The sequence below is a fragment of the Puia sp. genome, from assembly GCF_036500295.1.
Classification (GTDB): Bacteria; Bacteroidota; Bacteroidia; order Chitinophagales; family Chitinophagaceae; genus Puia.
On sequence record NZ_DASYCH010000035.1, the window covers coordinates 48024 to 71958 of the forward strand.

Annotated in this window: 21 protein-coding genes; 14 read left to right on the plus strand and 7 right to left on the minus strand. The window is 53.6% G+C overall.

What is annotated here, in order from left to right; translation table 11 throughout:
* Positions 1 to 2: 2 nt before the first annotated feature.
* Entirely contained in the window at positions 3 to 2249 is a 2247-nt protein-coding gene (locus tag VGM48_RS07150) for a patatin-like phospholipase family protein (protein ID WP_331577497.1), read from the minus strand.
* Between the two features lie 10 nt (positions 2250 to 2259).
* Complete coding sequence (gene abc-f, locus VGM48_RS07155) at positions 2260 to 4209, minus strand: ribosomal protection-like ABC-F family protein (protein WP_331577499.1); 1950 nt, start codon at positions 4207 to 4209, stop codon at positions 2260 to 2262.
* A 46-nt stretch (positions 4210 to 4255) separates the two neighbouring features.
* Here abc-f and VGM48_RS07160 point away from each other — a divergent pair, with 46 nt between their 5' ends.
* Entirely contained in the window at positions 4256 to 4870 is a 615-nt protein-coding gene (locus VGM48_RS07160) for a DUF3347 domain-containing protein (RefSeq protein WP_331577501.1), read from the plus strand.
* A gap of 3 nt (positions 4871 to 4873) precedes the next feature.
* Here the strand turns inward: VGM48_RS07160 and VGM48_RS07165 are convergent, their stop codons facing one another.
* Together VGM48_RS07165 and VGM48_RS07170 are read right to left on the minus strand one after the other, a co-directional pair.
* Complete coding sequence (locus tag VGM48_RS07165; RefSeq protein ID WP_331577503.1) at positions 4874 to 5719, minus strand: hypothetical protein; 846 nt, start codon at positions 5717 to 5719, stop codon at positions 4874 to 4876.
* Between the two features lie 7 nt (positions 5720 to 5726).
* Entirely contained in the window at positions 5727 to 6920 is a 1194-nt protein-coding gene (locus VGM48_RS07170; RefSeq protein WP_331577505.1) for a hypothetical protein, read from the minus strand.
* A gap of 94 nt (positions 6921 to 7014) precedes the next feature.
* Here VGM48_RS07170 and thrS point away from each other — a divergent pair, with 94 nt between their 5' ends.
* From thrS to VGM48_RS07195, 5 genes are all read left to right on the plus strand, one after another.
* Positions 7015 to 8955, plus strand: coding sequence for a threonine--tRNA ligase (gene thrS / locus VGM48_RS07175; RefSeq protein ID WP_331577507.1), 1941 nt, complete (start codon positions 7015 to 7017; stop codon positions 8953 to 8955).
* Positions 8956 to 9025: 70 nt separating this feature from the next.
* On the plus strand, positions 9026 to 9619 hold the full coding sequence (gene infC / locus VGM48_RS07180; RefSeq protein ID WP_331577509.1) for a translation initiation factor IF-3: 594 nt from the start codon (positions 9026 to 9028) through the stop codon (positions 9617 to 9619).
* Positions 9620 to 9795: 176 nt separating this feature from the next.
* On the plus strand, positions 9796 to 9993 hold the full coding sequence (rpmI, locus tag VGM48_RS07185; protein WP_331577511.1) for a 50S ribosomal protein L35: 198 nt from the start codon (positions 9796 to 9798) through the stop codon (positions 9991 to 9993).
* Positions 9994 to 10051: 58 nt separating this feature from the next.
* Positions 10052 to 10396, plus strand: coding sequence for a 50S ribosomal protein L20 (rplT, locus tag VGM48_RS07190; protein WP_331577513.1), 345 nt, complete (start codon positions 10052 to 10054; stop codon positions 10394 to 10396).
* A gap of 99 nt (positions 10397 to 10495) precedes the next feature.
* Positions 10496 to 11893, plus strand: coding sequence for an arginine decarboxylase (locus VGM48_RS07195; RefSeq protein WP_331577515.1), 1398 nt, complete (start codon positions 10496 to 10498; stop codon positions 11891 to 11893).
* 47 nt (positions 11894 to 11940) lie between these two features.
* Here the strand turns inward: VGM48_RS07195 and VGM48_RS07200 are convergent, their stop codons facing one another.
* Positions 11941 to 13224: a hypothetical protein gene (locus tag VGM48_RS07200; protein WP_331577517.1), complete on the minus strand. Its 1284-nt coding sequence runs from the start codon at positions 13222 to 13224 to the stop codon at positions 11941 to 11943.
* 183 nt (positions 13225 to 13407) lie between these two features.
* A complete protein-coding gene (locus VGM48_RS07205; RefSeq protein ID WP_331577519.1) occupies positions 13408 to 13836 on the minus strand; it encodes an Hsp20/alpha crystallin family protein in 429 nt (142 codons plus the stop codon).
* A gap of 221 nt (positions 13837 to 14057) precedes the next feature.
* Between VGM48_RS07205 and VGM48_RS07210 the strand changes: the two genes are divergently transcribed.
* The 8 genes from VGM48_RS07210 to VGM48_RS07245 all read left to right on the plus strand — a co-directional run bounded on the left by VGM48_RS07210 (position 14058) and on the right by VGM48_RS07245 (position 23548).
* Entirely contained in the window at positions 14058 to 14477 is a 420-nt protein-coding gene (locus tag VGM48_RS07210; RefSeq protein ID WP_331577521.1) for a BrxA/BrxB family bacilliredoxin, read from the plus strand.
* A gap of 432 nt (positions 14478 to 14909) precedes the next feature.
* A complete protein-coding gene (locus VGM48_RS07215) occupies positions 14910 to 16229 on the plus strand; it encodes a prolipoprotein diacylglyceryl transferase (protein ID WP_331577523.1) in 1320 nt (439 codons plus the stop codon).
* A 366-nt stretch (positions 16230 to 16595) separates the two neighbouring features.
* Entirely contained in the window at positions 16596 to 19061 is a 2466-nt protein-coding gene (locus VGM48_RS07220; protein ID WP_331577525.1) for a TonB-dependent receptor domain-containing protein, read from the plus strand.
* A 172-nt stretch (positions 19062 to 19233) separates the two neighbouring features.
* Complete coding sequence (locus VGM48_RS07225; protein WP_331577527.1) at positions 19234 to 19725, plus strand: YajQ family cyclic di-GMP-binding protein; 492 nt, start codon at positions 19234 to 19236, stop codon at positions 19723 to 19725.
* A gap of 218 nt (positions 19726 to 19943) precedes the next feature.
* Complete coding sequence (locus VGM48_RS07230; protein WP_331577529.1) at positions 19944 to 20195, plus strand: type B 50S ribosomal protein L31; 252 nt, start codon at positions 19944 to 19946, stop codon at positions 20193 to 20195.
* Positions 20196 to 20254: 59 nt separating this feature from the next.
* Entirely contained in the window at positions 20255 to 21316 is a 1062-nt protein-coding gene (locus VGM48_RS07235; RefSeq protein WP_331577531.1) for a putative sugar nucleotidyl transferase, read from the plus strand.
* 40 nt (positions 21317 to 21356) lie between these two features.
* Positions 21357 to 22118 carry a triose-phosphate isomerase gene (gene tpiA / locus VGM48_RS07240; RefSeq protein WP_331577533.1) on the plus strand — a complete coding sequence of 254 codons (762 nt, stop codon included), beginning with the start codon at positions 21357 to 21359 and terminating at the stop codon, positions 22116 to 22118.
* On the plus strand, positions 22115 to 23548 hold the full coding sequence (locus tag VGM48_RS07245; protein WP_331577535.1) for a lipopolysaccharide biosynthesis protein: 1434 nt from the start codon (positions 22115 to 22117) through the stop codon (positions 23546 to 23548). The genes tpiA and VGM48_RS07245 overlap by 4 nt, the downstream gene beginning before the upstream one ends.
* Before the next feature lie 27 nt (positions 23549 to 23575).
* On the opposite strand, the gene VGM48_RS07250 is transcribed toward VGM48_RS07245, so the two are convergent.
* Positions 23576 to 23935, minus strand: a 360-nt coding sequence (locus VGM48_RS07250) for a hypothetical protein (RefSeq protein ID WP_331577537.1), incomplete at its 5' end; no start/stop codon positions are given.

Genomic DNA, 23935 nt, shown 5'->3' on the forward strand with positions numbered 1-23935 from the left:
GGCTAGAACGGAATACCGATATTGATATAACCGATGAGCTGCCGCGACTGATCGGAATACATCGCACTCAACTCAAGCGGACCCAACGCAAACTGATAGGTGAAGGTCATGGCATAGCCGGAGAGGAAGTCCGGGGTCGTGAAGAAATTGCTTCGGTAGAGGAAGTTATTGAATAAGATATTGGCCCTGCCGGTAATCAGCACGTTGCTGTACAACTGGTAACGCAGGGCCAGCATGCCCTCCGCGATACTGGCGGAATAAAAGGTGCCTTCCCGAAGGCCGGCGAAGGTGACCTGGTTATGAAACTGCTCCGTCAGGCCGCCGATGGAGAACTCGTTCATGATATTGTTATGGTAATGCAGATTGAGGCCGCCCTGCAGATGCACCTGCAGCGTATAACGGCTGGCGATGGGTACATACTGATCGAAATCGATGTGAAAGCGCTGGTAAGGATGGGCGGAAAAGCTGGTGTCGCTGCGCGTGACGTTGGAGGCAAAGAACTGGGCACGGGGGCTCTGCTGAAAGACATGATCGGCCTCGAAATCGAACTTTGTCCCGCGCCGGGGGTAGGAGGGCCGGTCGAGCGTATTGCTGCGAATGAAGAAATAGCTGGTGACGAAACTGTTATCGCCCTTGAAATCGAGGCTCGACGTGATGGAAGGGTCATAGTCGATGTACTCCCACCGGCTGCCGAGCCCGAAGGTCAGGTCGCGGTTGGTGGAATAGCCGAAATGCCCATCGCCCCGGAAATAGCTCTGGTTATAAAGCCCGGCTTCCTTATACTTCGCATTATAGGTCGTGATCTTAAACTGATCGAACTGAGGGCCGATGGTAAATGAGAAGTTGGCGCGGCGGCTGAAGTATTGCAGATGCTCCGCGCGGATGCGAAAGTTCTGGCCCAGGTTCACCGTTACGAGACTGCGCGAGGTGGGGGTAAAGAAGTTGCGGCTGGTAAGATTGAGGATCGCGCTGATGCCACTCCACTGGTTATAGTTGAGCCCGATCTTCGCAAAGGTGAGCGGGTTTTCCTCCACCTCGAAGTCGATGCGGCTGGTGCTGTCCGGCAGCGGTTCCAGCGCATAGGTGATCCGGTTATAGTAACGCGTACCGAACGCCCTTCTCACCATCCGGGCGAGGTTGTCCGCGGAATAGTAATGGTTGGTCTCCAAGTCCATGCTTTGTATAAAAAACCCCTCATTGGTGTGGTTGAGACCTTTTACGGAATATGAGGAGATCTTCACCGGATGGACGGCGGGAAGCCTGTTCTTCACGATCTCCTGCGGACCATAGATGGCGTTGAGTGAATCCGCCAGCGCTTTTAACCGGGGATAGAGCCGCCGTCCCTCTTCGATCCCGTCGGCGATGATCTTGTCGGCGTCGCCGAAATTGGCCATCGTATAGTTTTCCAGCGGCTGGTGGATATAGATGTCACAAAGCGGTATCTGGGTCCGGGTATCGGCCGCCTCCCGGAAAAATGCCACCTGGAGCAATACCTGCAGCGCATTGGTCACCTGATCGGATTTTCGAAGCTGTCCGGCCACATTATCGCCGATGACAATATTGGCGCCCATCTCACGGACATCCTTCACCGGGAAGTTACGGACCACGCCACCATCCACCAGTTTTTGCGATCCATAGGGGACGGCGGTAAAAACGGAAGGGATGGCCATGCTGGCGCGGATGGCGGACACGATCTCGCCGGTGTCGAGGACCACGGCCTCGCCCGTCGAGACATCCGTGGCGATACACTTGAACGGGATGGAGAACTTCGAGAAATCCTTGATCTTATAAACGGGTTTGAACAGTTCGGAAAACTTCAGCCACAGCTCCTGCCCCTCGATGACCCCGGTGGAAAGGCGGAACGCATGGTTTACCCAGGGGAGCTCGACATCGTATCTGCCGTACTCGCTTTTTTCATCCATGATCATGCTCCGCATCGAGGATTGATTGGAGAGCAGGAGCCCCCAGTCGATCCCCCGGGAGATCTTCTCGATGGAGTCGGCGGAATAGCCGACCGCATACAGGGCGCCGAGGATGCTGCCCATGCTGGTGCCGGTTATATAGTCAACCTTCAGTCCGGCTGAATCGATGGCTTTCAGGATGCCGATATGCGCGAGGCCTTTTGCCCCGCCGCCGCTGAGCACCACCCCGATCTTCGGTCTTGGCCCCACCCCCTGGGTCGTCTGGGCCATCACGCCGCAAACGGGCAGGACCAGGGCGATAAAAGCGATAAGCGGGTGATTTCTCATGCGCGATGATTCAAAGAACCTTTTCCAGCTCGACGATCTTTTCGAATACCTGTTCGTATTGGCGATTGGCTTTTTGGAGTTCGTCGCTTGCTTTCCTGTAGTCTGACTCGGCCTTGACAAATTTATTTTTATCTGAATACGTAGCCGGGTCGGCCAGGGATGCTTCCAGTGCATCCTTTTGTTGGTTTAGCGTGGCGATCTTCTGTTCCAATTCCTGGAAAAGCCGTTGTTGCTTTTGCAGTTCTTTCTTTGTTTCCTTATTTATTGGAGTGGCGGGGGCCGGAACAGGCTTTGCCGGTTCTTCTTTTTTCGGGGCGGGCGCGGGCTGGGGAGTCTGTTGTTGAACGGCCTTTGCCGCGACGTTCCGCTCTTTCCAGTCTACCCATTCCTCATAGCTGCCTTTGAACTCGCGGATCTTCTGATCTTCGATCTCCCAGATCTTGTTGGCGGTCTTCTGAATGAAGTACCGGTCGTGGCTTACGAGCAGGAAGCTTCCCTCATATTTGTTCAGCGCCTCGATCAGGAGGTCGCAGGAATGCATGTCCAGGTGGTTGGTCGGTTCGTCCAACAGCAGGAAGTTCGCCTTGCTGACGATCGTCTTGGCCAGGGCGACCCGGGCCTTCTCGCCGCCGCTGAGGACCTTGATCTTCTTGTCGACGTCGTCGCCGCTGAACAGGAAACAGCCCAGCAGCACCCGCAGTTCGAGGTCGGTCTTCTGGCTGCCGCAGAGCTGCATTTCTTCCAGCAGGGTATTATTGACATCCAGCGCCTCCAGCTGGTGCTGGGCGTAAAAGCTTTCTTCGACATTATGGCCCCAGACGCGTTCGCCGCCGAAGGGCTCCGTTCCGGCGATCATCCGCAGGACGGTGGATTTACCTTTACCGTTGGCACCGATGAGCGCAATCTTGTCCCCGCGGTCGATCTCGGCGGAGGCATTCTCCACAATATGGATCGGTCCAAAGTTCTTGGTGGCATGTTTCAGGGTGGCCAGGACCCGGCCGGGTGTTTTGTCGACGCGGAAATTGATCTTGATGTTTGGGCGTTCGATCTCGACGTCTTCGATGCGGTCGATCTTTTCGAGGCGTTTCATGGCGCTTTGGGCCGCGGCGGCCTTGCTGGCCTTGGCCCGGAAGCGTTCGATAAACCGTTCTTGCTGGCGTATATAGTCCTGCTGGTTCTCGAAGGCACGTTGCTGGAGCTCCACCCGCTGAACCTTCTCGGTCTCATAGAAGGTGTAGTTGCCATTGTAGATGTGCAGCTCTTTCTGATACAGCTCCACGATCTTGGTGACCATCCGGTTGAGGAAGTATTTATCATGGCTGACGATCACCACCGAGCCCTGGTAGTGCTGCAGGTATTTTTCCAGCCATTCGATAGACGGAAGGTCCATGTGGTTGGTCGGTTCGTCCAACAGCAGCAGATCCGGCTTTTGCAGGATCATCTTGGCCAGGAGGACCCGCATCCGCCAGCCCCCGCTAAACTCCCGGAAGGCGCGTTGCAGATCGGCATTGGCGAAGCCAAGTCCCTGGAGGATCTCTTCCGTCCGGTGGTGGATCGTATACCCGTCGAGGGTATCCATTTCATGGAGGGCATCCGTGTACTGGATGAGAAGGTCGTGGTTCTCATGGTCTTTTTCCAGGCGTTTGCCCAGTTCATCGATCTCCTTTTCCAACTGGAGAACCCGGTGGAACGCGGTCATGGCCACTTCGAGGATGGAGCCGTTGGTGTCGAAGCTCAGGAGATCCTGGTGGAGATAGCCGATGGTCGTGGTGCGGCTTTGCTCCACCGTCCCTTCGGACGGGAGGTAGTCGCCTGAGAACAATTTCAACAGGGTCGATTTCCCCGTACCGTTATAGCCGATAAGTCCGATGCGTTCATTGGGCTGGATGTGCCAAGTGGCGTTCTTTACGATGACCCGGGCGCCAAATTCAAAAGTTACATTCTGTAGTCCTGCTAACATGGGTGCAAAAGTAACTAAATCCGTACCTTGCATCAAAATCCGATCAATGAAGAAATTCATTCTTTTGGCTATCGTCTTGCTCGCGGCGGGTTTTCTCGCCTGGAAATTGCTTTCGGATAAGCCCGTAAACACCTCCCTGCCCGCCAACAAGCCCCTGACCATTTCGAAGAATACCCCCCAATTCGACACTACGTTCAGCCAGTTGCTAAACAGCTATTACCTTCTCCATGACGCGCTTGTGGATTGGGATACCGGGAAGGCCGACCAGGCCGCTTATGTGTTGGCCGCGAAGGCCGACAGCCTGCCGCTAAAGGGAATGAAGGCGGATAGCGGGATCGTGCTTACCGCCCAGAGCCTGGCCGCGAGCCTCAGTGGTGACGCCAAGGGGTTCGTCGGGGAAGCGGGCATCGAAGGCCGCAGGCATTCCTTCGATCTGATGACCGATGAGCTCTATAACCTGATCCGTACCGTGCGTTATGACCAGGCGGTGATCTATCATATCAAATGCCCCATGGCATTCAGCGATACGATCCCGGCTTACTGGATCAGCAATAGTTCCACCGTTCTCAATCCTTATCTGGGGTCGAAGCACCCGGTTTACAAGAATAAAATGCTGCATTGCGGGGAACTGGTCGATTCCTTCGATCTTACCAAAAAATAAGCGTCAGGGCCTGTAGATGAATTTCACGGTCGCGCTCTTCGTTTCCGTAGATGACAGAAAGACCTCGAACTTCTGGTCACCCGCGGTGATCATCATCAGCGCCGTATTGGGTGGGATATCCCCGAGGTTATCGGCATACATCACCAGTTCGTAGGGAAGGTTGGGAAATGCGTTGAAATTTATGGTCAGCGGCTTGTCGGTCAGCATCTGCCGGTAGAGCAGGATCTTATTATTGATGAACACCGTCACCGTGTCGTGATCTATTTCCGCGTTGTCATAGAGTTCGATCTTGATCTGCGAGCTTTTTACCGTCACGGTCTTTACCACTTCTTTCTCCCTGGGTTGCAGCCGCAGCGAGGCCTGGATCCCGGCCAGGGTATCGTTTTGTTCCACGTCGACGGGGAAGTCAGAGGAAGCGGCTTTTTGGAGTTTTATCTTCCCTGGAGGACAGATGAGATGCCGGTCGGAATAGACGCCTTTCCAGTCGCCGGTGAGTTCTTCGAGGGCGCCGTTGCGGGCATAGTTGAGATCGTAGGTCTTGACGCAGGGCTGGCATTCGCCGGGGATATCGGCTTCGAGTACGCGGTCTTCGATCAGCACCATCCGGTGGGTCTGGGCGTTGTAGCGGCCGGTAAAGCTCATCTTGACAAAGTGCGCTTTGTCATAATAGTCATACGCTTTGCCCGATATCCGGTCGCCCGTGACCGTGATCTGGAGTTCGAGAAAATAGCTGGGATAACAGCCGCCGGGTCCCTGGGTGAGGGTTCCCTTCCAGATGCCGTTCAGGTCCTCCGCCGCGCTTGCGCCAAGCGACAGGAACGACAGCAATAACAGGAGCGGCAGGCGCATGAGGGGGCTATTTTATATATTGAAATTTTACAACGGCATTCTTCTGTTCGGTGGAGGTGATGCGAACCTCATATTCTTTGTCCCCGGCTTTTACGATCATCAGTGATGTGTTGGGCGGGATCTCCCCTTCGTTCTCGGCCACCATCACCACTTCGTGATAGTCGACGTTCTCATCGAGATGGAGGGTCACGACGAGCGGCCTGTCGGTCAGCATCGCGTGGTTGATCACCTGTTTGTTGTCCACGTAGACCGATACGGTGTCGTGATCGATGGCGCCATCATCATAGATATTGAGCGTAATCTCGTTTGTATGGACGACGAGGGTCTTCACCGTCTGGTTCTGGCGGTCTTGCAGGACCCGAGGAGCGATGGTCGGGAACTTCCTGCCGATACCCATATTACCGCTGTCGGTCATGGGCTGACGCATCGTTTGACGGGGCACCTCGACGCGGGCGATCGGTGGGGGAACTTTTTCGGGTGTGACGGGTTTGGTCACCGGAGGCGTAGCCGGTTTACGAACGGGTGGGGTGGTCCGGGCGGTGGCCGGCGGATTCCTTTTTGTCCCGGCGGGTGGTTTTGGCTTGGTAGAGGCTGTTGGCGGGTGATGCGGCGGCGCAGCGGCGACCCCGGGTTTGCGGGTGGGCTTCTCCGTCGGTTTGCGGATGGCCGTCTTGCCGGCGGCTTTCAGCGAGTCGGTTTCGGCGATCTCCTTTTCCCGTCTCGCCACGATGGGCTCCGTATAAAAATCCGAGGTGGGGACTTTGTGGAGGAAGACGGTACCGCGGCCACAGTTGCTCGAATCCCGGACATTCATGCTGGTATAGGTGCCTTCCAGGAATTCTTCGTCGCCGGATTTGGTATACTGCAGGAAGCAGGTCATGATACAGACGTCATTGCCGGCATTGCGATATTCCAGCAGTTTTCCTTCCTGCAAAAGAACCTTCGAGGTTTTTATGTTCACGGTGCCCGTGGCTGCGGCTTTGCCGTAAAAAATAGTGGAAAGATAGGAATAGGTCACGCCCTGAAACGCTTTGCCGTCCTGGGCGATCTGGACTTCAAACCGATAACGGTCATCGAATATGGAATTGCGCATGGTGACGCTGCCCGCAGACCGGAAATGACCCTGCCAGATCCCCGTGACATCCTGTGCCTGCAGTACAAAAGGGGTTATAAATAAAAGCAACAGCAAGAGTCTCCGCATAAGGCAAATTATGTAAATAAATCATTGGAACGTGTACCATTTGTAAAATTGACATGGCGGATCAATGGCAATAGTTTGTTAAATTTGCACCCTTATGATCAAGATCACTTTTCCGGACGGAGCCATCAGAGAGTACGAAAGCGGCGTCACTGCGTTCGCCGTTGCCAGGTCCATCAGCGAAGGGCTGGCGAAGAAAGTATTGGCCGCAAATGTTAATGGGCAGGTGTGGGATGCCACCCGGCCCATCACCACGGACGCAACGTTGAAACTGCTGACCTGGACGGATACGGACGGAAAAGCCACTTTCTGGCATTCTTCGGCGCACCTGATGGCTGAGGCCGTGGAAGCGCTTTACCCCGGGGTTAAATTCTGGGTAGGGCCCTCGCTGGAGAGCGGCGGGTTCTATTATGATATGGACCTGGGTGGCCAGCAGATTGGCGATGAGGATCTGCGGAAGCTGGAGACGAAGATGGCGGAACTCGCCAGGAAGAATGAGGAGTACCGGCGCAAGGAGATCAGCAAGGCGGAAGCCATCCGGTATTTTGCGGACAAGGGCGATGAATACAAACTCGATCTGCTGGAGAATCTCCAGGATGGGACCATTACTTTCTATACCCAGGGCGGTTTCACCGATCTCTGCCGTGGCCCGCATATCCCGAATACGGGGTTTATCAAGGCCGTACGGCTGACCAATATTGCCGGCGCCTACTGGAAAGGCGATGAGCGGAACAAGCAGCTGACCCGGGTCTATGGCGTCACCTTCCCTTCGCAAAAAGAGCTGGATGAATACCTGGCGATGATCGAAGAGGCGAAGAAACGGGATCACCGGAAACTGGGGAAGGAACTGGGTATTTTCACCTTTGATGAGCAGGTGGGACCCGGACTGCCGCTTTGGATGCCGAATGGTACGGTGATCATCGAACAGCTGGAAAAGCTGGCGAAGGAAACGGAGGAGCGGGCAGGCTACAAACGGGTGGTCACGCCGAACATTGCCAAGGAAAGTTTGTATATCACCAGCGGGCATCTTCCATATTACCAGGAAAGCATGTTTCCGCCGATGGAACTGGAAGGGGAGAAGTATTACCTGAAGGCGATGAACTGCCCCCACCACCACAAGATCTTTGGGGCGGAGCCAAAGTCATACAAGGACCTGCCCTACCGGCTGGCGGAATATGGCACTTGTTACCGCTATGAGCAGAGCGGTGAGCTTTTCGGGCTGATGCGGGTGCGGTCACTGCATATGAACGATGCGCATATCTATTGTACCCGGGAGCAGTTCTATGACGAGTTTAGCGCGGTGAATGCGATGTACCTTAAATATTTTAAAATATTTGGTATCGATAAGTACGTCATGCGTTTTAGCACGCATGATCCGGCCAAATTGGGGCAGAAATTCATAGATGAGCCCGAATTATGGAAGGAAACGGAGGATTTGGTACGAGATGTGCTGATACGGACCAATACGCCTTTTGTCGAAGTGCCCGGAGAAGCCGCCTTTTACGGCCCCAAGATCGATGTACAGATCTGGAGTACCATCGGGAAGGAGTTCACCCTGGCGACCAACCAGGTAGATTTCGCCCAGGGGCGCCGCTTCAACCTCGAATTCACGAACAAGGAAAACCATGCCGAGACGCCGCTGATCATCCATCGGGCGCCGTTGGGGACGCATGAACGCTTTATCGGCTTCCTTTTGGAGCATTATGCAGGGAAGTTTCCGGTATGGCTGGCGCCCTTGCAGGTCAAGGTCCTACCCATCACCGATAAGTCGCTGGAATATGCACAAAGTCTTTCGATTCTGCTGAAAAATGCAGATATTCGTGTAGAAGTGGATGACCGGAGTGAGAAGATCGGGAAGAAGATACGGGATACAGAGCTGGCCCGGGTTCCGTATATGCTGGTCGTCGGAGAGAAAGAGATGAACGACAATAAAGTTGCCGTACGCCGCCAGGGAAAAGGTGACCTGGGGGTTCAAGGGATCGAGGAGTTCATCGCCGGGATCAGAAAAGATATTATTGAGCGCGCCCCCAATCCCTGAGGGCGTTTATTTGAGAACAAGAAAAATTAGCAGCTTCTACAGGGAAAGAAGCTGAATTTAAAAACAGTAAATGCCGCCATTTCCACCGAGACCCCCACGCGGGAATTTCAATCCACGTTTTAGAAAAGAACAACAACAAGAACATCGTACAAACCATATGATCAGAGTACCCCAGGTACGACTGGTCGGCGATAATGTAGAAGTAGGCGTTTATTCCACTCAGGAAGCGCTGAAGATGGCCCAGGATCAACAGTTGGATCTCGTTGAGATCTCTCCCAATGCCGATCCTCCCGTTTGTAAGATCATTGATTATAATAAATTCTTATACGAGAAGAAGAAGAAGGAAAAGGAGATGAAGGCCAAGAGCAAGGCCTCTGAGGTGAAGGAAATTCGCTTTACTCCCAATACCGATGACCATGACTTCGATTTCAAGGCAAAGCATGCCGAGAAGTTTTTGAAGGAGGGCAATAAGGTAAAGGCCTATGTCCAGTTCAAGGGGCGGGCTATCCAGTTTAAGGAACGGGGGGAACTGCTTCTCCTGAAGTTTGCCGAGCGGCTCAACGATTCGGGGGTGCTGGAAGGCATGCCGAAGATGGAGGGCAAGCGGATGCTGGCGATCTGGGCGCCGAAATCGCAGAAAAAGAAGGAAAAACCGACGACTTGATCCGGGGGGTTCTCCGGGCGTCGCCGGGGCCTGCTGCTAAATAATCATAAAAAACCGCACTGGATGCGGTTTTTTTTCGTAGTTTTGCGTCCCTTACGGGAAATTGCCCAACCGGCTCCATAAGTGTCCCGCCTGTGCGGGGCCGCCATCAGGGTAACACATAAAAAGCATTCAACATGCCAAAGGTCAAAACGAACTCAAGTGCCAAGAAGCGTTTCAAAGTAACCGGCACGGGCGAGATCACTTACCAAAAGCCCTTCAAGCGTCACATCCTCACCAAGAAATCCAAGAAACGTAAGCGCAACATGGCCAAGAAAGGTGTTGTAAGCGGTTCGCACACGGATTTTGTAAAGCGTCTTCTGCGGTTGAAGTAGGCCGTCGCACGGATGTTCAGACGTAATCAAATTATTAATTCTTTAAAGTAAGTAAGATATGCCACGTTCAGTAAACGCCGTCGCTTCCCGCGCTCGCAGGAAACGCATTTTGAAAGAAGCGAAAGGGTTCTACGGAAAAAGAAAGAATGTTTATACCGTTGCGAAAAACGTGCTGGAGAAGGGTCTTCAGTACCGTTATGTCGGCCGGAAATTGAAGAAAAGAGAGTACCGTACGCTGTGGATCGCGCGTATCAACGCCGCTGTCCGGCCGGAGGGGCTCACGTACTCCCAGTTTATCCACAAACTGGCGCAAAAAGGGATTGGCCTCGATCGCAAGATCCTGGCGGACCTGGCCATGAATGAGCCGGATATCTTCAAGAAGCTGGTAGCCTCGGTTAAGTAAGATAAATTTTCAAGCGAACCCTGCACTCTGTGCGGGGTTCGCTTTTTTATTACATTTGCATATTCATAACCGTAAATATCGTATAACCTGGATCAGTCAATGAACAATACGTACACCGACCTGGTGACGCAAACTTTCAACTTCCCACAAGAAGGTTTCGAAGTAAAAGACAACTACCTTCAATTTAATGGCCTGGACATCAAAGCGTTGATTGACAAGTACGGAACACCGATGAAGTTGACCTACCTGCCCAAGATCGGAATGCAGATCAACAAAGCCAAGAAGATGTTCGCCAATGCCATCAAGCGGCATCGGTATGAAGGGAAATATCACTATTGCTATTGTACGAAGAGCAGTCATTTCTCCTTTATCGTCGAAGAGGCCCTGAAGCATGATATCCATCTCGAGACCTCTTTTGCTTACGATATCGAGATCATCAAGAAGCTGTACCAGCGTAAAAAGATCACCAAGGATACTTTTATCATCTGTAACGGGTACAAACAGAAAAGCTATACCAGCCGGATCGCCTCCCTGCTCAACAGCGGGTTCAAGAATGTGATCCCCATCCTCGATAACAAGGAGGAGCTCCAGCATTACAAGCGTGGCGTCAAGGTTCCCTTCAAACTGGGTATCCGGGTAGCCGCCGAAGAAGAGCCCAACTTCCCCTTTTATACCTCCCGGCTTGGTTTCCGGGCGCGGGACGTCCTCGAGTTCTATGTGGACAAGATAGAAGGCAACGAAGACCGTTTCCAGCTGAAGATGCTCCACATCTTCCTCAATAAGGGGATCAAGGACGATATCTACTATTGGTCCGAGCTGAACAAGGTGATCAACCTGTATTGCCAGCTGAAGAAGATCTGTCCCGAACTGGATTCGATCAATATCGGCGGCGGCTTTCCGATCAAGCACTCGCTGGGTTTCGAGTATGACTACCAGTTTATGATCAACGAGATCGTCGGCAATATCAAGAAGGCCTGTAAGAGGGCCAATGTGCCGATGCCGCATATCTTCACGGAGTTCGGCAGCTATACGGTAGGGGAGAGCATGGCCCATATCTACAGCGTCATCGGGCAGAAGATGCAGAACGACCGGGAGATCTGGTATATGATCGACTCTTCTTTTATCACCACGCTGCCCGATACCTGGGGTATCGGCGAACGCTTTCTCATGCTTCCGGTCAACAAATGGGATGTCGAATACCAGCGGGTCGTGCTTGGCGGGATCACCTGTGACAGCCATGACTACTACGATTCCGAGGAGCATATCAACGAGGTGTTCCTGCCGAAGATCGTCAACGGCGAGCCCCTTTATGTAGGCTTCTTCCATACCGGTGCGTACCAGGACCAGATCAGCGGTTATGGGGGGATCAAGCACTGTCTGATCCCGTCGCCGAAGCATGTGATCGTCGGGCATGACAAGAACGGCAAGCTGACCGACTGGGTCTATGCGAAGGAGCAGACCGCCCAGAGCATGCTCAAGATCCTGGGTTACATGTAGTTAAATCAGAATTATCCAGTACCTGATTGATACACGCAGGAAGTAGGCTACTTCCCGCCTTTCTTCATCCGGTATTTCTTATTTACCCGCGGATTGTCAAAATAGGCATTGAGCTGTTCTTCGGTCATCCCGGTGGTCTCCTCGAGGGGAACGTCGATCAGCTGCACCTGGGTTTGCTTTAGCTCCGTCTTCAGGTTATTGATCTTCTTGGTGATGTCGGGATCCTTGTCACCCAGCAGCGCATTGTCATGCATGGTATAGTCCAGCCGTTTGATCGAACTGCGGATCAGGCTGGCCTGATTCTGTTCGGCTGTTTGGGGCGGGGCGACGGTCTCTTTCACCGGCACCATGGCCACGCCGACGCTGGGCAGGATGGCTCCGGTGGTGGGGTTGCCGCTAGTGGTCGCGATGGTGCCGCCGAGCGCTGTGGTGGCCGTCGTCATGTCGAAGCCGGTTCGGGTATGGGCGGAGTGCTTGACGCGTTTGTCCAACTGGAAGAAGGCATATTTCAGCTGGAGGATATAGGTCCGCAGGTTTTTGACGGTGTTATTGTACTGATCCACCATGTAAGGATAGTTGAGGGCGTCCTTTACATATATTCTTATGATGGCGGTATCGCGGATGAATACCTTGTTGGTCCCCACGAAATAAAGGCTGACCAGCTTTTGTTTGGCGGAATCGCCGTCTCTTACGAAATCATAGGGTGGGCTCCAGGTGAAGTTGTCGTTGCACTCGCGCACGACGGAGTTCGTTTTGATGGGCACGCTGGAGTAAAAATTGAGGCTTTCGATGGGGTAGGTGCCCGTTTCGCACTGGACCCGGAAGCTGATGGTATCGCCTTCGTCGACATAGAGGACGCTGCTCACCGTTGGTTTGACGTGGGAGGGGATGATCTCGGTGGTGAAGAAGCTGATGATAAAGCTGGTGTCCATCTTGTCCTTGGGGTCGTTGAGGTTCTGGACGCCGATGGTGACGTGGTATTCGTAGTCGTATTTCAGGCGGCCCGACAGAAAATAGGATTTGTCGGCGCGGAAGGAGAGTAACCCGTTTTCCCGGACTTTCAGGCCTACGGGTGCGTTGCGCAAATAGAAGTAATATCTGCCGGGGTCCCGGTTGATCTCAAATTGATAGCTCAGTGTGGAGTCGACGTGGACGGTGAAATAGGGGTTCATGTTCCTGATCCGAAGAAGGGAGTCGTCATACCGTCTGGAGGTATCCGATAGCTGCAGAGGGATGCGGAACCCCGGATTTTGAGCAACCCCTTTCATTCCAAACAAAAGCCCAACCGAGACGAAAAGCCAAAGCCTTAAAATGAGCGCAGGTTTAATCATATTCTTGGATAAAATGGGTTTTGGAAGCCCGAAATTAAAACAAACCCAGAAAACATGGGGAAAAAAACCGTGGGCACTGGGGGACAAGGCCGTATATGCAACAAAAAAGCCCGGCCCCAAAGGGCCAGGCTGTTATTCAACCAAAACCAACCAACCAATTATGAAACGCTCGATCCTAATTAATTACTGAACAGAAATCTGTTTTGTGCTTTCCTTTACCTGTTCCTTTTTGGGGAGGAGGAGTTTCAGAACGCCATTCTCATACTTTGCCTGGATACCGTTGCTGTCGATCCGGTCGTCGAGGTTAAAGCTGCGCTTAAAGCTCTTGAAGGAAAATTCCTTGCGGATGGTCTTGTAGTCTTCGGTCTTTGTTTCTTCCTTCTTCTCGAAGCTGATGGTCAGCTGACCATTATCGAGAGACAATTTGAAGTCTTCCTTGGTGCGGCCGGGGGCGCTCAGCTCGAGGTGGTACGCGTCAGCCGTTTCGTGAATGTTTACCGGGGGAAAGCCAAAGCTCTCATCGCGGGTGGGAGCGGGAAAACCCTGGAAGAATTCATCAACAAAGTTTGAAAGGCTCTTGTGTCCGTTGTTGTTTACTTTTACGAGTGTCATAGCTAATCCTTATTAAGTTTTTTGAATTTCGTTTTACGCTTAAGAAGGGATCAAACGACATACCATCCGGCCAAAAACCCGCTTTTACAGAAGTTTTGACGGGTTAGGCGCGCAGGTTGATGACATAATTTCATCCCGGAGGCCATTTAGATGACATTTTTGCATTGAACTTTTTACTTATTTTTGTGTTTTCATAGTATTCATCTTAAATAACATAGACAATGTATCCACGGGAAATAGTAGAACCCATGAAGGAGGAACTCACGGACAACGGGTTCCAGGAGTTGCTGAACTCAACTGAAGTTGACTCGCAATTGCAGAAAGCCGGGACGACCCTGGTGATGGTAAACTCGGTTTGCGGTTGTTCGGCCGGTTCGGCGCGTCCGGGTGTATTGATGGCCGTTGCCAACAGCCCGAAGAAACCGGATTTCCTGACCACCAGCTTTGCCGGGTTTGACCTGGACGCGGTAAACAAGATCCGCGAGCATTTGCTGCCTTATCCGCCTTCTTCCCCCGCTATCGCCCTTTTTAAGGATGGGAAGCTGGTACATATGATCGAACGCCATCAGATCGAAGGCCGTCCGGCGCAGCTGATCGCGCATAATCTGATCGCCGCATTTGAAGAGTATTGCGGAAAATAGTTTTCGCCCCGCAGAGGACGCTTTGCGGGGTACGATACGGAATAAAGCCCAGTCTATTTGCTAGTAGGCGGGGCTTTATTCATAGTAATAAGAACCCTGCCCGAGTCTTCGGGCGGGTTTTTCGGTTTCGGGAGCCTGTGAAGGGGGTATTGACCGCCGATCCTATGTGAATATCTGTGAAAATCCCCATCCCCGGCCGGAGAAGTTAACATCTGTGGATAAGCCGTAAAGTGCAGGAGTGGCGGGAATTTGGAAGGAAAAGTGTTCCCCGTGGAACATTGATGTGGAACGGCAATCAACAAGCCTTAGTATGTGTGGAAAAGATATTTTTGGAAAAAATTGAACAACCCCCTATAACTAGTTTAGGCTCCGGGCTTTCGGATCGAAAAAAAATTCATTTCCCCGCCGCGCCAAAAACCGTAGGTTTGCGCTATGTATCCCAACCTTTATTTTGCCCTTAAGGATCTGTTCGGAATATCGCTGCCTTATCTCCGCTTTATAAACAGTTTTGGATTTTTTGTCGCCCTTTCTTTTATTGCCGCCGCCATCGTCCTCACGAAGGAACTCATGCGCAAAGAGCGGGAAGGACTGCTGCATTATCGCGAGGAAATGGTATGGATTGGAAAACCGGCCAGTCCTTCCGAGCTAAGCCTTAATTTTCTGTTGGGATTCATCCTGGGTTTTAAGCTGGTCGGACTTTTTACAGCCGACAGCGCCCTTACCGCCAATATTCAGGACTATTTGTTGTCGATGCAGGGAAGCTGGGCGGCGGGGATCATCGGCGGATTGCTGTTTGCCGGGTTGAAGTTCTATGAGAAGAACAAGCAAAAACTGCCGCAGCCGCAGGAGAAAAAAGTGCGCATCTGGCCCCACGATCGGGTAGGGGACCTTACGATCTATGCCTTTATCTTTGGGTTTGCGGGCGCCAAGATCTTTAATAGTCTGGAAACCTGGAGCGATTTTGTCCGGGATCCCATCGGTTCGTTGTTCTCCTTTAGCGGACTGACCTTTTATGGCGGGTTGATCTGCGCCGCGCTTGCTATCTGGTACTATGCGCGCAAAAACGGGATCGGATTCTGGCATCTGAATGACGCCGCGGCGCCGGGGCTGATGCTGGCGTATGCCATTGGCCGCATCGGTTGCCAGGTATCGGGTGATGGTGACTGGGGGATCCTCAATAGCGCTTACATTACGGCAAACACGGGGAAGCCGGTGCTCGCCGGGCCCGGCGAGTTTAGTCACGCCCTGCAACAGAATAGTCAGGTGTATTTGCCGCAGTTTGGCAGTCTTGATAAAGTTCCTCATTTGGCGATAAAAGCACCGTCTTTTTTGCCGGACTGGTTCTTTGCTTATACTTATCCGCATAATGTCATCGGGGAAGGGGCGCATATCCTCGATTGCAATACCCAATATTGCAGCCAGCTGCCCATCCCGGTGTTCCCGACCCCGCTTTATGAGACCCTGACCTGTCTGGGGCTTTTCTTTATACTCTGGAGCCTGCGCAAACGGCTTCGCGTTCCGGGGACGCTTTTTGGCGTTTACCTGATCCTGAATGGGGTCGAACGCTTTCTCGTCGAGCATATCCGCGTCAATTCCACCTATAATCTCTTTGGTTTCCATCCCACGCAGGCTGAGCTCATCTCCTTTGGCCTGGTGGTCGCGGGGGTTCTTATTTACTTCAATTTGAAGCGGCAAAACAAGGGATTATCCTCCCCTGAACCGGCCCCCGGCTCCGATACGCGGGTTGAATAAGCGGTTTTTGGCGTCGTCGGCCGGCCGGTTACACGGGTCGAGCAAGCACTCTTTGGGCGCGCCGCCTTTCCCGGAATCTTTCCTTTTATCACGTTGCAGGGGTTTTCTGTAACCTGGATATTTCATTAGCCGTCTCACAGTCATCCCCTTACCATCACAGCGAGTTTGCCAATCATCACCGGAAACGGCCATCCAACATAAAGCAATGATCTATGTAATGCATAATACTAATCTTTGTATTGTAATAACTAAAGAACAGTACTAGACAAAGCCGCGGGGATCCGGGTATAACAGACAAAACAGCAAGACGTGGATCGCGAAGGACCGGACGAAGCGGCTCGTGCATAACAGACAAAGAAACTTTTTATGAGACACACCTACACCTTTCTGACTGCCTTTATTCTCTTCTTCTCGGTGCCTGCCATGGCGCAGCTAACCGGAAAAGTCGCCGGCACGGCGCGTGACGCAAAGGGGCAACCTATTGAATCTGCATCAATTACGCTTCTAAATGCAAAAGACTCCAGCAAACTGAAGGTGGTGGCCACCGATAAGGCGGGTCGGTTTGCTTTTGAACATGTCGCCGCGGGGAAATACCTGGTGATGGCTTCCTCGGTGGGTTTTAGCGCCGGGTACTCGCCGGCCTTTACGCTTACTCACGAAGGCGCTACGCGCAACCTGCCGCCGTTGGTCCTGTCCGCCGCGACCACCAGTCTCAAGGAATTTGCCGTCGTAGCCCGCCGGCCCTTCCTGGAACAGAAGGCAGATCGGATGGTGGTGAACGTTGACGCGTCGCCCACCAACGCGGGGGCCACCGTGATGGACGTGCTGGAGAAATCTCCGGGTGTGACCCTGGACAAAGATGACAATATCAGCCTCAAAGGCAAACAGGGGGTGACGATCATGATCGACGGGAAGCCGACCTATCTTTCGGCGACTCAGCTGGGCAGCTATCTCCGCAGCCTGCCGGCCTCCGCCGTCGACCAGATCGAGCTCATGACCAACCCTTCGGCGAAATACGATGCCGCCGGCAATTCCGGGATCATCAATATCAAGACGAAAAAGAACAAGCTGAAAGGGTTTAACGGGAACCTCAACCTTACGCATACCCAGGGTGTCTATCCTAAACCCAGTGGAAGCGTCAACCTCAACTACCGCGACGGCAAGGCCAATTTCTTCCTCAACGCGGGTTATGCGCGTTGGGAAGGATTCCAGCATCTGTCGATCAACCGGAAATACCTGGACGCAGACACCAAGGCGATAAATTCCATCTTTTCCCAGGAGACGGAGATGCATTTCACCAACCCCTCGATGAACCTGAAGTTCGGGATGGACTATTACGTTACCCCGAAAACGACGGTCGGCTTTGTGGTCAGCGGCTTCCGCAACAAGGAGCAAAACCTCGGCACCAGCACTATCCAGTTGCTCGACCCGCATTACACGCTCGACTCGGTGGTACACTCGCCAAGCACCAATAACACGACCTGGAAGAACGGCAGCTTCAATCTCAACTTCCGTCATACCTATGATTCGACGGGCCGCGAACTGACGGCGGATGTGGATTATGTCCGCTATAGCTCGGTGAGCGATCAGTATTTTGATAACCTCACCTATTCCCCGGGGATGACCAAGTTGGGCGAGACGGTACTCACAGGCGATCTGCCCAGCACCATCAATATCTATACCCTGAAGACCGACTATACCCGGCCGTTGGCGAAGGGGTACAAACTGGAGACGGGGATCAAGCTCAGCTATGTGAACACGGACAATGTCGCCAATTACTTCAACCTGTTCAACAACGTCGCCGAAGTGGATACCACCAAGACCAACCACTTCCGTTATCGTGAGAATATCAACGCGGCCTATATCAATATGACCAAACAGTTTAAGAAACTAAGCGTGCAAGTGGGGCTGCGTGCGGAGAACACGAACTATTCAGGTCATCAACTGGGCAACGGCATCTCCGTGATCAACCGGGACTCTTCTTTTTCCCGGAGCTATGTCAATCTGTTTCCGACCGCCTACCTCGGCTATACGGTCAATGAAAAGAACATGTTCTCCCTTAACTATGGCCGCCGGATCGACCGGCCTGCCTACCAGGACCTGAACCCCTTCCTTTTCTTCCTCGATCAATACACCTATCAGGCCGGCAATCCTTATCTCCAACCCCAATTCTCGGACAATCTCGAGCTGTCCCACACGTGGCGCCATACCCTGACCACAACCGTGAACTATGGCTATACCAAAAACTTCTTCTCCGAGACCTTCCAGCAGTCCGGTCAGGCCACCATCGTCCGCAATGGGAATATCGGCAGCCGCGAAAATGCCGGGATCTCGGTGAGCGCGCAGATAAAGATGACCAAATGGTATACCGCGATACTTTACAGTAATTTGAATTACAACAGATTCACCGGGTTGCTCTATGGGGAGGATATCGATGTCAGCGCCACGACCCTCCTGCTTAATATGAACAATCAGTTTAACTTCCCGGGCGGCTGGAGCGGTGAGATCTCCGGTTTCTATCGCACGAAAGGCGTCGAAGGCCAGATCGTTGTTTACCCGATGGGCCAGGCTTCGGCGGCCGTGTCGAAGAAGATTATGCATGATAAGGCGTCCCTCAAACTCGGTATCCGGGATATGTTCTATACCAACCGGGCCCATGGATATATCAACTTTCAGCAGACGGAAGCCACTTTCCGCAATAACCGGGACAGCCGGGTGGTGGCCGCGACTTTTAGCTGGAACTTCGGGAAACCCTTTAAGGCACAGGGTGGGAGGAGACATAGTGGGGCGGGCGAGGAAGAAAACCGCGTGAAAGCGGGCGGCAATAATTAGAACCCCAAAACTGCGATCAAAAAGGGTGGGCCAATGGTTCCCCCTTTTTTTTATATTTGCCGCTCAACTCCCAAATGGCCAAAGGGGCCATTGGCCGAAGGCCCGACATTAGCCATTTTGCGCTGAAGGGTTACATTTGGCCATGAACCCCTGAAGCGCAAAACAACCTATTATGCCATCCTTTGATATCGTTAGTAAGGTAGACCAGCAGGTGCTGGACAATGCGGTCAATGTCACCAAAAAAGAGATCACCAACCGGTTCGACTTCAAGGACTCCCCGGTGAAGATCGAGCTGAACAAAAAGGACATGAAGATCGACCTGGAAGCTGATAGCGAGATGAAGATCAAACAGATAGTTGATGTTTTGATCAGCCGGAGCATGAAGCAGGGCCTCGATCCGCTTGCCTTCGACCTGCAAAAGGACCCCTATCCAAGTGGAAAGGTCACGCGGCAGGAGGTTCCCGTCCGCAATGGCCTGAAGCAGGAGGATGCCAAGAAGGTGACCAAGCTGATCAAGGACTCCGGGCTGAAGGTTCAGTCCCAGATCATGGACGACCTGATCCGGGTCACCGCGAAGAAGATCGACGACCTGCAGGCCGTCATCAAGCTTTGCGGCGGCGCCGACCTGGGTATCGCGCTGCAGTTCGTCAATATGCGGAGCTAAAGGCAGGGCTGAGGGGAAGAGCAGAGCTGAGGGCAAAAGCAGAGCTGAGGGAAAAGCAGAGCTGAGGGGAAGGGCAGAGCTGAAGGTAAAAATAAGCTGAAGGCAAGCAGGGCCGGCGGCCAGAATTATTTGGACCGCCACCTACAAATGCGTAGCTTTGCAGTCCAAATTAAAAAACTGTACGGCCAAATCCGTACTACCTTTAAACAGAACAGATTATGAAAAAAGGTCTCCACCCGGCAGCGTACCGGCCCGTCGTCTTCAAGGATATGAGTAATGGCGAAACCTTTCTGAGCAAGTCTACCGCTCAGTCCAGGGAAACCATCAAGTTCGAAGACGGTAATGAATACCCCCTGATCAAATTGGAAATCTCAAATACTTCGCATCCTTTCTTCACCGGGAAGAACATGCTCGTCGACACCGCAGGGCGTATCGACAAGTTCAAGAAGCGTTACGAGAAAAAGAAATAAAAGCATTCTAAATAAGGAGTCCTCGCCGAATGGCGGGGACTTTTTATTTAATTTCGGCCATGCATAATCTTGCGCTGGAAGACGTCTCCTGTACACATGATCTTCTGCCGTTGACGGCAACGCGGTCGGTGCTTGACATCCGCATGGGTATCCTGACCTTCCGCGAAAAATGGGAACAGCTGCTCGGTCCCAACAACACCCTGCTCATCGACGATGATTCGGCGCCGGCGCTGCCTGCGAACATCCTGCCCACGCGGGCCCTTGCGGCCCGTATCCGGGGGGAACTCGCCCGCGGACCGCTGACGCATGGGTCCATCGACCGGATCATCACGCACGGCCGGCTGATCCGTTATCCCTGGCATATCTTCCAGCACAATGCCGAGGCCTTGCTCGAAGACTTCGATCTGCTTACGGCAGGCCGTCATTCCCTGCCCATCCCGGCGTCGGTGCGGGTGACTGCACCGGAGGCGATCTTTATCGATGAAGGCGCGAGGCTTGAGCATTGTGTGCTCAACGCATCGACGGGCCCGATCTACATCGGCCGGAACGCGGAGATCATGGACGGCGCACTCATCCGGGGGCCTTTTGCCGCCGGCGAAGGGGCTATCGTCAAGATGGGGGCGAAGATCTATGGTGCCACGACGCTGGGACCTCATAGTATCGCGGGCGGCGAGATCAAGAACGTCGTTTTCTTTGGCTGTTCGAACAAGGGCCATGATGGTTATCTCGGCGACTCCGTGATCGGCGAATGGTGTAATCTTGGCGCGGGGACCAGCGTCTCCAATCTCAAGAACAATGCGGGCGAGATCCGCGTCTGGCATCCGTCATCGGGCGACTGGCGCAACGCCGGACTGAAATGCGGCCTGCTGATGGGCGACTATTCCCGCGCCGCCATCAATACTTCTTTTGGAACGGGCACCGTCGTCGGGGTCAGCTGCAATATCTTCGGCCCGGGGATGCCGCCGAAATACGTCCCGGACTTCAGCTGGGGAACCGATGGGTCGGTCCTCTACGAGTGGGATAAGGCGCTTCGCGATATCGCCAGCTGGAAGAAACTGAAAAATCAATCGCTCAGCGAAGGGCAAATACTGACATTAAAACATATTTTTGATTCTTTATGAGCCGCCACGCGCGGCTTCGCGCAAACAATAAGGATATATTATGAGACAACAAATCGCGGCCGCAAACTGGAAGATGAACCTCACCTATCAGCAGGGGGAGCAATTGCTGGATGGCATTCTGAACGAGAATATCGAATTGGCCAATCACCAGCTGGCCGTTTTTGCGGTACCGTTTCCTTACCTGACGCTGGCTACCCAGAAGGTTTCCGGCCGGAAGAACTATCTTGCCTCCGCTCAGAACTGCTCGGACCAGAAGTCGGGCGCGTATACCGGTGAGGTGGCCGCCGAGATGTTGAAGTCGATAAACATCCGGTATTGCGTTCTCGGGCACAGCGAAAGAAGAGAATACTTCTCCGAACGCAACCAGTCGCTGGCACAGCGGGTCGCCCTTTGCCTGGAGAACGGCATCACCCCCATCTTCTGTTGCGGCGAGACCCTCAGCATCCGGGAAGTGGGCGCACAGGAAGGGTATGTCGAGACCCAGCTGATGGAATCGCTTTTTCATTTTTCCGAGGAAGATATCCGCAAGATGGTTATCGCCTATGAACCCATCTGGGCCATCGGCACCGGGAAAACGGCTAGCGTCGGGCAGGCCCAGGAGATGCACGCGCATATCCGGAACCTGTTTGCAAAGAAGTACAACAAGGCTACGGCCAATCATATCCCCATCCTTTATGGCGGCAGTGTGAAAGCGGCCAACGCGAAGGAACTGTTCCACTCACCCGACGTCGATGGGGGGCTGGTTGGCGGCGCTTCGCTTAATGCCACGGAATTCTCCTCCATCATCCGAGCGCTCAAATGAGCAGGCTGATCGGCTTCCTGGGGGACGGCGTAACGGCAACGGACCGGCGACGCATCTTCCGCGGAACGATCTATTCCTTTCTGATCCAGGGCATCTCCATCGTCCTGGTCTTTGCTTCCAACTGGTGGCTGGTGCGGTCCACCGATACGACCTCGTACGGGCTATACGTCCATGTCTTCAACTGGGTCAGCATTCTCAGCGTGCTCGTCATGGGCGGGCGTGATGACCTGGTGCTGGCGCAACTTCCAAAATATATCGGGGCCGGCGAAGACTCGCGGGTGCGGCGACTCGTGAGGGCCGCCAACGGCTGGGTCTTTGGCGCGACGCTGCTCATCGGTGGGGCGTTTATCGGGATCATCTCGCTGATCCCGTTGCGGTCGCTGAGTGAACACCGGGGGCTATTTTTGATCGCCATCGCCGCCGTTTATTTTTCCGCCAGTCTCAGCCTGAATCAGATGATCCTGCAGGCGTTGAACCATATCCGCCAAAGCCAGGTCGTGGAGAAGATGGTCCGCCCGCTGCTGCTGCTCCTTTTTACGGGGCTGTTCCGGCTGTCGGCTGTTCGTTTCGACAGCCGAGTGCTTGTCCTGCTCGGGACGATCGTTTCCGCGCTTTGCTGTGGGGTTATCCTGGGACTTATCGCGCGGAAGATGCGGAGGCTTGGTGGCGGGGTTTCGACGGCGGAGGGCGCCACGACAGGCGGGGCTACGGCGGGGGGCGTCACGACAGGCGAGGCGGCTACGCCAGGGGGCGCCACGACAGGGGCGGCTTCGCCAGATGCGCCCGACGAGCGGTATGGCAGCAAGACCACGTATTTCTTTATCATCAGTCTGCTCAACCTGCTCGGCACCAAGGTGACGATGCTGATCCTGCCGCTGTTTGCGGCGGAAAGCGAGGTGGGAGTCTTTAACATCGCCTATCGGTTTGCCGACTTGCTCATCTTCCCCTTCTTTCTCATGCATTCGGTGCTGCCGCAGCTGTTTGCCCGGCATTCGCAGGCGGAGAAGGAATATACCCGGAGTCTCTTCAATGAAAGCACGCGGCTGATGACGCTGATCTCGCTGCCGCTGCTGCTGGTGAATATTTTCGCCGGTCATTTCCTGTTGCGGCTTTTCGGCCCGGCCTTCGACAACGGCTACGGGGCGCTTGTCCTGATCAGCATTGCCCAGTTCCTGTTCTCGCTCTTTGGGCCGGCCAATACGATCCTGATGATGCAGGGGCGGGAGAAATATTCCGCGTACTGTCTTGGAGTATACGTGGTGATACTCGTCGGGTGCAGCTGGTGGCTGTTGCCGGTGGCGGGGATTACGGGTGGGGCGATCGCCATTCTGATCAGCAGCGTCGTGTACAACGGGTTGCTTAATGGGATAACCTGGCGCTTTTATGGCATCTGCACGCCTTTTCTAACGTTCCGCAGGAAGGGCGAATAACACGGTGAATCTTCTTCGGGAGCGCAGTTAACACGGTGGATATTCTTCGGGAAGGGCGGTTAATGCGGCAAACGCCATTTGAAAATTCTCTTTTATAAAATAGACGAATGCGGAATGAATGGTCTGCCGGAGTTGCCGGCGATATTCTTCGTCCTCCGCCAGGCGGTGAAGAAGTCTGGACGCCTCTTCCTGAGTAGAGTAGGAGAGGAGGGCGGGCTGGAAGGATCCCGGGAGGACGAACTCCGCCGGAGCCAGGGCCGGGGCGTTGTTGAGCAGGAGATCGGCGGTCAGGCCGCTTGCGGTCGTCTGTCCATACACTTCGGGATTGTTGCGGCTGCCTTTCTTATGCACCCGCAGCGGGCTCCAGAGCAGATCGGCTGCTTCGAT